This window comes from Thalassotalea sp. 273M-4 (assembly GCF_041410465.1).
Classification (GTDB): Bacteria; Pseudomonadota; Gammaproteobacteria; order Enterobacterales; family Alteromonadaceae; genus Thalassotalea_A; species Thalassotalea_A aquiviva.
In genome coordinates, this window is the sequence record NZ_CP166961.1 from 831,922 (window position 1) to 845,041 (window position 13,120).

Here is a 13,120-nt window from a genome sequence, read left to right on the forward strand (position 1 = left end):
CCTTTTTTATTGGCTAAATGGCCGCGGCTAAGATCTCGCCATTGGCAAAACTCAGTGAATCTTTGAGTGAAGCCTTGAACCCAGCTCAATGAGCTTATATTTTTTCAACTAGGTGTTGAAACCTTCAAGCCAATCCCCATATACTAATTTATAATCAAGACATTTACAGTGAAACGTGAGCGTACACAATACGACTCAATGTTTTGTAAATTGACACACCACTTTCCAAGAGAACCTTTCATGACAAAAGAGCATTCAGGAAATATTGAAATCCCCGTTTTAGCATTACGTGACGTTGTAGTGTACCCGCAGATGGTCATCCCTTTGTTTGTCGGTCGAGAGAAATCCATTCGCTGTCTAGACAGAGCCATGGAACATGACAAAAAAGTGTTCTTGGTTGCACAAAAAGATGCCAGTGTCGACGATCCACAACCGGAAGATTTATATCAGATAGGTACGGTCGCCACTATTTTGCAAATGCTTAAATTGCCTGATGGTACCGTGAAAGTTCTTGTTGAAGGCAGTCAACGCGCTTCAATAAACCAGTTTGTTGAAAACGAAGAATACTTTATCGCCGATGTTGAGTACTTAAGTTCAGAAGAGACCACGGAAGAACATAATGAAGTATTAGTACGCTCGGCGGTTTCTCAGTTTGAAGGCTATGTCAAACTGAATAAAAAAATTCCACCAGAAGTATTAACCTCGGTTTCTGGCATTGACGATGCCGAGCAATTAGCCGACACCATGGCGGCACATATGCCGTTAAAATTGCAAGATAAACAACATGTTTTAGAGATTTCGAATATTTCTGAACGCCTTGAATATTTGATGGCGTTGATGGAAGGTGAAATTGATTTGCTGCAGGTCGAAAAGAAAATTCGCGGCCGAGTCAAAAAACAAATGGAAAAAAGCCAACGCGAGTATTATCTGAATGAGCAAATGAAAGCCATTCAGAAAGAACTTGGCGATATGGACGATGTGCCAGATGAAGTTGAGCAAATCAGCCAAAAAATTGAAAAAGCACAAATGCCAAAAGAAGCCAAAGAAAAAACCTTGGCTGAATTGCAAAAACTAAAAATGATGTCCCCGATGTCTGCAGAAGCCACGGTGGTTCGCAGTTACATTGATTGGATGATCAGTGTGCCATGGAAAAAGCGTTCAAAACTAAAACGTAATTTGAAACTGGCCGAAGAAGTGCTGAATCAAGATCATTATGGTCTGGAAAAAGTGAAAGAGCGGATCATTGAATACCTAGCGGTGCAACAACGTGTGAGCCAACTTAAAGGACCTATTTTATGTCTTGTTGGGCCTCCAGGCGTTGGTAAAACGTCTTTGGGTAAGTCGATAGCCAAGTCAACCGGTCGTAAATATGTGCGTATGGCCCTTGGTGGGGTTCGAGACGAAGCCGAAATTCGCGGTCATCGTCGTACCTATATTGGTTCTATGCCGGGCAAATTAATCCAGAAGATGGCAAAAGCCGAAGTTAAGAACCCACTGTTCTTATTAGATGAGATTGACAAAATGTCATCGGACATGCGCGGTGATCCAGCGTCAGCGTTGTTAGAGGTACTGGATCCTGAACAAAACAACAATTTTAACGATCACTATTTGGAAGTTGACTACGACCTTTCGGATGTGATGTTTGTTGCGACATCCAATAGTATGAACATTCCAGGTCCATTACTTGATCGGATGGAAGTCATTCGTTTGTCTGGCTATACCGAAGATGAGAAACTTAACATTGCTCGTAATCATTTGCTGACTAAGCAAATCAAGCGCAATGGTCTAAAGGACTCCGAAATTGTTATCGAAGACAGTGCGATTATTGGCATCATTCGCTACTACACCCGCGAAGCCGGTGTTCGTGGCCTAGAGCGAGATATTTCAAAGCTTTGTCGTAAGGCGGTTAAAAACATCTTACTAAACGATAAAGTTAAAAAAGTCGTCATTAACATCGACAATCTAGAAGAGTACCTAGGAGTGCGTCGTTTTGACTATGGTAAGGCTGAAGATGAAAATCGCATTGGCCAGGTCACAGGTTTGGCATGGACGGAGGTGGGTGGTGAATTACTAACCATCGAAGCGGCTTCGGTACCAGGTAAAGGCAAGTTGCAATACACTGGCTCTTTAGGTGATGTCATGAAAGAGTCGATACAAGCGGCCATGACGGTGGTTCGTAGTCGCACCGAAAAATTACGCATTAACGAAGACTTTAATGAAAAACGCGATATTCATGTCCACGTACCAGAGGGCGCGACACCAAAAGATGGTCCAAGTGCGGGTATTGGTATGTGTACGGCGTTAGTTTCAAGCTTAACGGGTAATCCGGTCAAAGCTGATGTTGCAATGACTGGTGAAATCACATTACGTGGTGAAGTACTTGCCATCGGTGGTTTAAAAGAAAAGCTACTGGCCGCCCATCGTGGTGGTATAAAAACGGTGATTATCCCCAAAGACAATGAACGTGATTTGAAAGAAATCCCTGAAAATGTCAAAGCTGATTTATCAATCCACCCAGTAAAATGGATTGATGAAGTATTGCAAATCGCACTCGCAGAGTCGCCAGACAAGTGGTCTGTGGCCAGTTAGTTCGATATTTAAGCAAAAAAACACCGGTTTTTGCAAAAAAATGCAAAAAATTTGATTTTAGGGGTTTTCAAACGAAATGACTGTGGTAGTCTGAAGTTGATTTAGCGCCAAGTCCTCGCTACAGCCAAGTTAAAGCAAAGGATTAGCGATAATTAAAATTGAATTTTTAGATAACTTAATTGTAAACCATGGAGCTTTTTAGCGGTTTTAAACCATAACTTAAAAGCTTCATATAATAACAAACAAAGAGGAATACATCGTGAATAAGTCTCAACTAATCGACAAAATTGCAGCTGGTGCTGATATCTCTAAAGCGGCGGCAGGTCGTGCATTAGATTCTTTTATCGACGCAGTGTCTGATGAACTAAAAGCAGGTGAGCAAGTAGCCCTAGTTGGTTTTGGTACATTCTCTGTACGTGACCGTGCAGCACGCACTGGCCGTAACCCTCAAACAGGTGCAGAAATCCAAATCGCTGCTGCTAAAATCCCAGCTTTCAAAGCCGGTAAAGCACTTAAAGATGCCGTTAACTAAGATTTTTTCTTAGACAAAGATTATAAAAAGCTGGCGATTGCCAGCTTTTTTTTTCCCTCAAACTCGAACGCTAACACACGGCTTTGTGGTTTTAAACAACGTATAAATAATCATTAAATCGCAGATTTCTATGACAACACGAATCGGCTCTAACGATAGTTTACTGCTCGGTTTTTAAGCAGTTTTTTTATTGTTAAATTAGTTGTTATTTATGCTTCAAGCGCGCATAAGCTTTTGTTACAATCGAGGGATAAATACAATTAGTAAGTCGTTTCAAATCTGAATGGCTTTAGTCCTGAGCAAAAGAGACATACATGTTAGAAAAAATTAGAGAAGGATCGGGCGGTCCTGCAGCAAAAATAATCTTAGGTTTAGTCATTGCAACCTTCATCTTTGCTGGTGTTGGAAGTTACACCAACAGCGTAGATACATCTGCAGCGAAGGTTAATGATGTAAAAATTTCGCAACAAGAATTTGAACGCGCATACCAAAATCAACGTGCTCGCATGAAACAGCAGTTTGGTGACATGTTTGAACAAATTGCCAGCAATGATGCATTCATCCAAAACATGCGTTCTGATGTGTTAGAGCAACTTATCAACGAAGCATTGCTTGAGCAAAATGCACGTGATTTAGAAATCAGCATCAGCGATGAGCAAGTTAAAGAAGCCATTACGGCGATGCCTGAGTTTCAAGTTGATGGCCAATTTGACTACGATCGCTATGTTATGTTGATCAACCAAGCAGGATTTAGACAATCGTCTGATTTTGGTGATTATTTACGTGTTGACATGGCGCGTCGTCAATTAATGAACTCTATTATGGCATCTGAAATTAGCCTGCCTTACCAACAAGAGTTAGCCGCTAAACTTGCTAATCAAACACGTGACATTCGTTATGCAACTATTTCTGCGCAACAGTTTGTTGAAGGCATCGAAGTCACTGACACTGAAATTGAACAGTTTTATCAGTCTAATCAACCGCGTTTTGCGACTCAAGAGCAAGTTCAATTAGAGTATGTTGCGCTAAATATCGAAGACTTAGCGGCAGAAGTGGAAGTGACTGACGAGCAGGTTAAGGCCTTCTACGACAACAACTTATCATCTTTTCAGTCTGAAGAAAGACGTCGAGCTTCGCATATTCTCGTTGAATTTGGTGATGACGAAGATGCGGCAAAAGCGCAAGCCGAAGAGATTTTGGTGAAGGTTAAAGCCGGTGAAGATTTTGCCACATTAGCACAACAATACTCAGATGATACATTCTCTGGTGAAAATGGTGGTGATCTTGACTGGTTTGGTCGTGGCGCTATGGATGTGGCTTTTGAAGACGCTGCATTTGCCTTGACTTTAGAAGACAATATTAGTGAAGTGGTTAAATCAGACTTTGGTTTTCATATTATTAAATTAACCGACTATGCGCCTATTGATACTAAGCCTTTTGCTGAAGTAGCCCAAGAAATTAAAACGCAGTTGGTAAATAATCAAGCGTTAGAACAATTTTATGAACTTCAAGGTCAAATGGCTGAAGTTGCATTTGAATCAGCAGAATCGCTTGATGATGTTGCTGCCGTCTTTAATGGCGAGATCAAAACCTCTGCTTGGTTAGCGCGTATGGGCAATTTCGCCCCATTTGATAACGCTAACATAGTAGATGCTGCATTTTCATCAGAGCTTATCGTCGACGGTTTGAACTCAGATGTTATTGAAGTTGAAAACGATAAGTTGGTTATGGTTATTCGCGTTGCTCAACATAAAGCCGCAGACACTAAACCATTAGAAGACGTTCGTGACTCGATTAAAGCCGAATTAATCAATGATAAAGCGGCAACGCAAGCAACCGAGGTGGCTCAGTCGCTACTTGAAAAATTAAAAGCCGGTGAAAATGTCGATGCTGAGCTTACTACGTATCAGGCATCGTTTGTTCGCTCTGATGCGGTTAGCCGTAACAGCAACGAAGTTGCACGTCATATTGCATCACAAGCTTTCTTATTGCCTCACCCTGTTGAAGGTCAAATTTCCGCGGGTATCGCCACGGCCGTTAATGGTGATATTGATCTAATCGAAGTGATTAATGTGAATGAAGGTACGGTTGATGAAAGTGTTAACGCTCAACAGTTAGCGATGGCCCTAAGTCAAGCGGTCTTCTCATCGTATGTTGAGAACCTGAAAAAAGATGCCGAGATTACTCGTAATCTACCAGCTAATGCACCTCAGTTCTAAACGTACTTGACATGTATAGAATAAAAGGTCAGTACCCTGGTGCTGGCCTTTTTTATTTATAATAACCTGTGTTTATAGGAATGAAATTAAGATGAAAACCGTTACCATCGATAGGAACATTTCTTTTGGCGATTGTGATCCAGCCGGTTCAGTCTATGCACCTAATTATGGGCATTTTGCGCTACAGGCAGTGCATGAAGCCCTAGATGTCTGGTTAACTGACAGCAGTGTTATTGCACTCACCGAAGACGGTGTATTAATGCCGGTTAGGTATTTAGAGGTCGACTATGTTTCGCCAATGAGCTGGGGTCAGTTGTTAAAAATGCACGTCAGTCTCGATCGTATTGGCGAGCACTCGATGCATTTCGTCATTAAGGGGACAAGTAAGCAAAAAGATGTATTTGTCGCTAAAATAGCGTTAGTCACACTAAACAAAGCAACGAAGAAAAAGATGCCATTACCGTCATTAATTCGTCGTTGTTTGGGTGAAGGTTAGAGACGAGTATTTATTAAAGTTTGTTCAGCGTATTGTTGTAAAACTTTTCGGTTTATTTTTATCCCGGTACCGGTATTCTCGGGCCAGGGTAAAAAGTGCTTCGGGACATAAATTTTAGCAATACGCTGTTGCAAATAATCGTTAATTTGCTGCCAAAGGGCGTTATTTTTGCAATCGATCAGCGCACAGGCAATATGCCCGAATGTGTCATCCTTAATCGGTACAATAATCGCTTGGATGACATCTGGGTGGGTAAGAAGTTCTTGTTCTATGGCCTCAGGTTGGTAGTTTTCGCCACCGCAAATAAACATATTATCTAGGCGGCCAACAAGGTGGATTTTTCCATCTTCAGTGCGGGCTAAATCCTTGGTTGCAAACCAACCATCTTGAAAAGGCTGAGTTAATTTCCCTTGTGTTACGTAACCTAAACATAAGGTTTTGCCTCTTACCTGTATTTCCCCATTCACCAAGCGCCACTGACGATATGCTAATGGTTGACGAAAACCTGATTCAGAAATCGGTTTGGTTGCAACTTGAGAGCTCATCTCCGTTAATCCATAACTGTCATAGACTTGCCAAGGCAGGTTTTTACACGCTTCGACCACACTGCTAGGCACGGCTGCACCGCCGATGAGGATGGTTGAAAGTGATAACCCCTGAGGTTTTTCACTCAGCATCTTAAGCAGTCGGATAACTTGGGTTGGTACCATAGAAGCATGAGTAATGGGATATTGTGACAACACTTTAAGGATGTCTTTGCTGTCATCGAGCACCATAGTGGCGGCACTAAACAAGCAACGAAATATAATGGCTAATCCGCCCACATGAAAAAGGGGTAAACTTAGCCACCAGCTATCGGTGTGAGATAAGGGGATCAACTTAGCACTGCCACAAGCACTGTAATAATGATTGGCTAAAGAATGTAATACGGCTTTTGGCGAACCAGAGCTACCTGATGTCATCACCAAGGTTGCAGCAGAGTCTAAGTCTAACCATGTTACAGGTCCCTGATTCATCGGTAACTCTGCTTTGTCGTTAAGGTTTTTGCTATTTAAGCTGTTGCTGCTTAAGGTTGTCACAATGATTTGTTCAATGACCTTTAATTGGCTTTCATCGGGCCCTAAATGATGGTTAACGCCAATGTCTTTTGATATTGCTCTGATCTGCGTAGTTTTAAGCCCAGGATTTAAAGGGCATAAAATAACAGCACGTTTTATGCAGGCTAACAATAAGATGGTTGTGGTTAGCTTCGAGGCAGTCGAAAGCGCTAATATCTCACCTGGGTCTATGTTGGCGTTTTCTAATTCTAATATCACCCTATCAACGACCAGCTTTAACAAAGCCCAGCTAATGTTATGCTCAGGTGTTCTTAACGCGATAGCGTGAGGGGCGTTTAGAGCATTTTTTTCTAAAGGGCAGGTTACTTTTGCCATATCAAATTCACATCTGTACCATTTATAAAATCAACAATATTCGCTTTTTTTAAGGTGTGTTGCTGTTGAAAGTATTTTAGAGTATCAAGACCAAGTGATGCATCATCGGCCCACATTTGAGCAATACTGACAATTTGACTTAGCGCCAAAGGGCTTTCAAAGCTGCTGCTAAAGTACAAAGTTTGTTGCCCTTTCTTTGCTGTTTCTATTAATTTTATGAGCTGCTTAAAACCACCTATTAGGCTGGGCTTTACAATCACCGTGCTAACCTCTGCTGGCAAGCCGTGTTGCCAAGGATAAGAGAATAAGCTCTCATCAATGGCCAGCCTAATATGAAACTTTTGGGCCAAGGTTAAGCTCTGCTCAAACGCTTGGCATGGTTCTTCTACGACCTCAATCAACGACCTTGATACATTGGCTAAAAAACACCAAGCCTGCTTTTTAGTCCAGCCTTGGTTGGCATCAAGATGACATTTTAAACGTGGATTAATGTGGCCAAGTTTGGTTAATAAGGCAATGTCGTCGTCAACTGGCTGACGAGCGACTTTCAGTTTTATTCGCATCGGTTTGCCGAGCGTTTTATATTGCTCTATCACTTGTTGCTTGGTGCCTTGCAGTAATGGCACCATCGACGGTTCAAGCGACAACGGATGAATAGGAATTTGGTTTAAGGCGCAATCAATAGCAAATTGCGCCGCCGGCGTTTGCGCACGATAGTAAGTCTTGCTTTTACTGCCATCAATGGTGTTCATAAACTGGGTTAAATCTTGTTGGCATTGCGCCATAGTTTCCAAGCTAAAACCCGGTAACGGACTGGCTTCTCCCCAACCCACACTGTGATCGTTAAACTGCAGTTGTAAAAAAAAGCCCTCACGTGCTTTTAGGCGAAAAGAATTAAAAAAAAGTGGCTGAGCAAAAGGCAATCGATATTGATATAAACGAGCCCCCGTTACCTTTTGGGTGTTATGGATTGCGTTGAAACTTACCAAAGTCTGGTGCCCGCTTTTCATTAAATGCGTTTCGCCCCTCTTGACCTTCTTCTGTCATATAAAACAGCATGGTAGCGTTCCCGGCCAGTTCTTGTAACCCTGCCTGACCATCGCAGTCGGCATTGAGTGCCGCTTTTAAGCAGCGAATAGCCATTGGCGAGTTCTGTAATATTTCTTGACACCACTGCACCGTTTCTCGTTCAAGTTGTGCAAGCGGTACCACGGTATTCACCAGACCCATATCCAGGGCTTGGTTAGCATCATACATTCGACAAAGAAACCAAATTTCGCGAGCTTTTTTCTGACCAACAATCCGGGCCATATAACTTGCCCCCCAACCACCATCAAAAGATCCAACCTTTGGCCCCGTTTGACCAAATTTTGCGTTGTCGGCGGCAATGGTTAAATCGCACATCATATGTAAAACATGACCACCACCAACGGCATAACCGGCGACCATCGCAACGATTGGTTTTGGACAGGTTCTAATTTGGCGTTGAAAATCAAGGACATTAAGGTGATGTACCCCCGACTCATCTTGATAGCCGCTGTCACCACGAACACTTTGGTCACCACCTGAGCAAAAAGCCAAATCACCTTCTCCGGTTAAAATAATGCAACCAATCGATTCATCATAACGGGCATCATTAAGCGCATCGATCATTTCTTTCACCGTTAACGGTCGAAATGCATTTCTTACCTGGGGTCGGTTGATCGTAATTTTGGCGATTCCATCGGCCTTATGATAGCGAATATCAGTATATTCATTCCCCACATCTTGCCATTGGATTGGGGTCGCTAGGGTGTTTTCGTTATGCATATCTTTTTGTCCCCTGAAAGTGAAAAAACACTGTCGAAAAGTTGGTTGATCTGGTGTGCAAAAGCCTCAGCAGACTCTCGATGTATATTATGTCCAGCATGGTTAAATTTTACGGCTGTTAGAGAGTCATATTGTGCCTTAATCTTTTGTACAATTCCTTGATATATATAATCTTTTTCACCATAAAAATAATAGCTTGAAAATTCACTTTGTGCTAAAGCATGAATTAGCATTGGCTGCTTGGCCAATGACAAAGCCCGTAAAGTTTGCGCCAAGGCCGCTGCATTGTTGTGTTGTCTTGCATTGATCAGTTGCTGTTTTTGCGTTGCCGTTAACGAAGCGAAGATAGGCTGTTGATACCAATGTGCTAGAACCTCAGCCAATGTTTTCTGCTCGAAATTTTCGGCCCATGTAAGATCTGATTGCCATCGCATGGTTTTTTGCTGCTCGTTTTCAAGACCAACATGGGCTGACTCAATAATAAGCCCGCATAGTCTTAGGCCATCTTGACGCCTTTGTGGTAAATAAATGTGAGCGCTGTGGTATAGACTTACTCGCCCACCAAGAGAATAACCACAAAGAATATAGTCTTTAATCTTGTGTTTGATTAAGGTGTTGGTTAAATAGTTGTTGCATTGCTTAAAACCTAATTTGTGATCTAACTCGATTGCCTCAGAGTTGCCATGTCCTGGTAAATCTATGGCGAGCGTGGGGATATCATCACTTAAGTGCAAACGCATAGAGTGCCAGTCTTGATGATCGCCCATAAAGCCATGCAATAAGACCAACGTTGGTTTTGTTGAACCTCTAACGGCTTTATGTTGCGCAAATAAAATCATTGTTTATCTGCTGTTTAATATGTTGGCAAAATTGACTGCTCTGATCGTTTTCGCATACCACTTCAATTAAGCTCGCCGTGTTTAGCGTTATCGCATCCTGATACGAATTTTTAAATGCCAACAGAGAGTTTGGCGCATAATAATTAAGCCTAAACATTGACGCTGCTTGGGCAAATGTAAATCCATGAGGCATTTGATAGAAAGTGGATTTAATATTGTGCTCTTTGGGCGCGGGCAGCATATTAAAAATAGAACCGCCGTCGTTGTTTAGCACAACAATGACAACCGGTGAGTTCATGTTGGATAACAACGCCAGTGAATTTAAATCATGTAGCAGCGATATATCACCAATCAATAAGGTAACCGCTTGCCCCCTAACTTGGCTGGCAATGCCTGCGGTTGTTGCGACAAGCCCGTCAATGCCACTTGCACCTCGGTTACTGTGAAAATGAACGTTTTTAGAGGTTGCAGGAGCAAACATATCCATTAACCGTATAGGCATGCTATTACCGATAAATAAATGGCTTTGCTTTGGCAGCATTTGCGTTAAGTTGCGAACCACCTGATACTCTCCCCAGTTTGCAAAGCCCGTGTTAAATGTGGCTGACGAATTTGGCGTTGAACGTGGCTCTAAATCAGTGGATACATTCAGTTGTGCGTCTAACTGTTGAAAGTAATTTTTGGCCTTTTTTTCAAATTCAATCAATTTTTGTCGCCACAGACTGACGGTCACTGCAGGCGTCGTTAATGTATTGATTTGGGTAAGAGCATTGGTTAACCAAACCTTAGGTGAACACACAAAGCGTTGGTTAACCCGATGAAATGGATCAAAACGTTTTATACCTGGTGCAACGAGCCAATATTGAGCGGTACTTGTGCTAATACTCTGTTGTAGGCGTGTCGAAATAAGCGGATGTCCTAATTGAATAAAACATTCGCATTCTTGCAATAACTCAGCAAACGTTTGATGATGCAATAATTGGTCGTAATAATGAATTGTTTGCTCACCTTTTGGGGTATTGGCCATCACATCATAAAATACTGGCCAACCGAGTCCCTTTGCCAAAGATTCAATGCTATCGCCAAGATCTTGCCCGATCGCTTGTTGGCCAACAATTATAATCCCTTTAAGGTGGTCTATCTCTTTAATGTCAAGAGTCTCGTTTGTAACCTGCCGTGTCGGTTGATGATATTGGCTATAAGGCTTTTGTTGTCCTTGCCATTGTTTTACTGGTTGTAAGTATTGACTAAAATCTTGCGTTTTGGGGCCAGGGTATAAAGGCTCTTTATAGCGACAATTAATATGTATCGGCCCAGGGGATTGGCTTTGTTGAAATAAAACTTTATCAATGCTGGTTAAGATGTATTGAGGCGGTAAGTCTGGCGTTGGGGCATCAAAATCAAGCTGTTGGCAAATAGAGTTGGCAAATAAACCTGATTGAGTAATTGCTTGATTGGCCCCGCAGTCAAGCAATTCAACAGGGCGATCAGCGGTTAACAATATCAGTGGTAATTGGCTGTTATTAGCTTCATCCACCGCTGGGTGCAAATTAGATACCGCGGTGCCCGAAGTTACAATAACCGCAACAGGCTGCGCTAGCGCTTTAATCATTCCCAAAGCATAAAATCCTATGCCTCTTTCATCAAAGTGGGCATAGGTTTCAATTTTTGGGTGCAAGCACGCGGCCAAGGTTAATGGCGTAGAGCGTGAACCTGGAGCAATACAAATATGTCGAATACCATGTCGAAACAATTCTTCGATAATTAATTGAGCACTCACTAAGTTAATGTTTGCGGTGGTTTTTAGTGTCATATATTTTTATTATGGCGATTGAATTACTCAAGCTAATAAAGACAGTATAGTACTTACTTTATTGTTTAATTCATGCCATTCTAGTTCAGCAGTAGAGCCTTCGACAATCCCAGCCCCGGCAAAAACTTTAATATTATTGTTTTGAATCAATGCACTACGAATTGCTACTGAAAATACACAATGTTCAGGACTGCAATAACCAACGGCGCCACTATACCAACCTCGAATATAAGGCTCTAACTGAGAGATTATTTTTAATGATTCTGCTTTACTGACCCCAGCAACGGCTGGGGTAGGGTGAAGTAAATTCAGTAATTGGTGGTCGGTTACCCGTGTTTTTAATTGCCCGCTAAAGGTTTGATTTAGGTGTTGTACGTGCGCCAGTTTGACAATGTTAAGTTCGGATTGACTATATTGGCGACATACTTGCTCTAATATTTCAGTGATGTAGTTGGCGACGAGCTCATTTTCATGCCCTAATTTGTTGTCGTTTATTAATTGCCGGTAAAATTGTTCATGCTCTTTTTGGGTGTTGCCTATTGGGGTGGTGCCAGCCATCGCTTCGGTGTGTAAAGTGTTGCCTATACGGCGAAATAACTTTTCCGGTGAGCTCCCAATAAATATTGTGTCAGGCTCAAATTGTAGAGCAAATTGAAAGCAATTTGGGGTTAAATGTTGCCATTGGCCCAACAAATCCCAGCAACTGTGTTCAATACTTTTGTCGCCTTGACTATCTGATGTTTGCTCAAGCTTGAGCGTAGTTTGTCGTGATAAAACAACTTTTTGCAACGAACCTTGCTTGATGTTCGCAAGCACAGAATTTACCATGCATTGCCACAGGGGGTAGTCAGGTGAGTGGGTGGTTTGCTCAATTAAAAAGTTCAAAGGTGCTGAATGGATTTCGACCTCCGGTTTTAACTCATCAAGTATCGCCAAGCAGGCATCGATTTCAGTATTGAGATGATGATCACGCGCATTAATATGACACGCTATACTATATTGCCCTTGATTACAGCGAATTTCGATTCTTGGCACAATAAATTGACTGCTTGAAAACCCCGGCCATTGTTTATCTTTGGGGTTAAAACTGACACCACCAAAATAGTTGGCATGTGTTAATCGGTTTGGAGCTTCTAGGGTACTGATTTGATGAGAAACACCCAACATGGCTAAGGTAAAATCACCACTTTTATCACGCCAGTAAAATTTTTTATTGCCAGTTTGTGCTTTTAACCAACCAAGCAAACTGATTTGGTTTATACCGATGCGCAGGCAATGATAGCCGTCGATTGGCTGTTGTCGCAGGTTATTAAGGGCTGAATAAATTTGCTCTATGTTTGTCATTATTTGCTTAGGTTTAAAGGCTCTAGCTAACTTATAAAAAATAAAC

The 13,120-nt window shown here is 42.0% G+C and carries 10 protein-coding genes; 4 read left to right on the plus strand and 6 right to left on the minus strand.

Translation table 11 applies throughout. The features are described from left to right. Positions 1 to 240 precede the first annotated feature (240 nt). The 4 genes from lon (at position 241) to ACAY00_RS03770 (ending at position 5,836) form a co-directional block, all read left to right on the plus strand. Entirely contained in the window at positions 241 to 2,589 is a 2,349-nt protein-coding gene (gene lon / locus ACAY00_RS03755) for an endopeptidase La (RefSeq protein WP_371377425.1), read from the plus strand. Positions 2,590 to 2,848: 259 nt separating this feature from the next. After that, positions 2,849 to 3,121 carry a nucleoid-associated protein HU-beta gene (hupB, locus tag ACAY00_RS03760; protein WP_371377428.1) on the plus strand — a complete coding sequence of 91 codons (273 nt, stop codon included), beginning with the start codon at positions 2,849 to 2,851 and terminating at the stop codon, positions 3,119 to 3,121. A gap of 314 nt (positions 3,122 to 3,435) precedes the next feature. Continuing rightward, entirely contained in the window at positions 3,436 to 5,340 is a 1,905-nt protein-coding gene (locus ACAY00_RS03765) for a SurA N-terminal domain-containing protein (protein WP_371377432.1), read from the plus strand. A 91-nt stretch (positions 5,341 to 5,431) separates the two neighbouring features. Then, on the plus strand, positions 5,432 to 5,836 hold the full coding sequence (locus tag ACAY00_RS03770; RefSeq protein ID WP_371377434.1) for an acyl-CoA thioesterase: 405 nt from the start codon (positions 5,432 to 5,434) through the stop codon (positions 5,834 to 5,836). Here ACAY00_RS03770 and menE read toward each other — a convergent pair. The 6 genes from menE to ACAY00_RS03800 are packed head-to-tail and all read right to left on the minus strand — an operon-like array spanning position 5,833 to position 13,074. Further along, positions 5,833 to 7,269 (minus strand): o-succinylbenzoate--CoA ligase, encoded by a 1,437-nt coding sequence (menE, locus tag ACAY00_RS03775; RefSeq protein ID WP_371377437.1) that lies wholly within the window; start codon positions 7,267 to 7,269, stop codon positions 5,833 to 5,835. The two genes, ACAY00_RS03770 and menE, sit on opposite strands and share 4 nt — an antisense overlap. After that, the gene (gene menC / locus ACAY00_RS03780) at positions 7,257 to 8,279 is read right to left on the minus strand and encodes an o-succinylbenzoate synthase (protein ID WP_371377440.1); all 1,023 of its coding nucleotides are present in this window, start codon (positions 8,277 to 8,279) and stop codon (positions 7,257 to 7,259) included. Before menC ends, menE begins: the two co-directional genes overlap by 13 nt. Further along, positions 8,233 to 9,078: a 1,4-dihydroxy-2-naphthoyl-CoA synthase gene (menB, locus tag ACAY00_RS03785; protein ID WP_371377443.1), complete on the minus strand. Its 846-nt coding sequence runs from the start codon at positions 9,076 to 9,078 to the stop codon at positions 8,233 to 8,235. Before menB ends, menC begins: the two co-directional genes overlap by 47 nt. Further along, positions 9,057 to 9,917: a 2-succinyl-6-hydroxy-2,4-cyclohexadiene-1-carboxylate synthase gene (gene menH / locus ACAY00_RS03790; RefSeq protein ID WP_371377445.1), complete on the minus strand. Its 861-nt coding sequence runs from the start codon at positions 9,915 to 9,917 to the stop codon at positions 9,057 to 9,059. The genes menB and menH overlap by 22 nt, the downstream gene beginning before the upstream one ends. Further along, positions 9,895 to 11,730 (minus strand): 2-succinyl-5-enolpyruvyl-6-hydroxy-3-cyclohexene-1-carboxylic-acid synthase, encoded by a 1,836-nt coding sequence (menD, locus tag ACAY00_RS03795; RefSeq protein WP_371377448.1) that lies wholly within the window; start codon positions 11,728 to 11,730, stop codon positions 9,895 to 9,897. Before menD ends, menH begins: the two co-directional genes overlap by 23 nt. A gap of 27 nt (positions 11,731 to 11,757) precedes the next feature. Beyond that, the gene (locus tag ACAY00_RS03800) at positions 11,758 to 13,074 is read right to left on the minus strand and encodes an isochorismate synthase MenF (RefSeq protein WP_371377450.1); all 1,317 of its coding nucleotides are present in this window, start codon (positions 13,072 to 13,074) and stop codon (positions 11,758 to 11,760) included. Positions 13,075 to 13,120 lie beyond the last annotated feature (46 nt).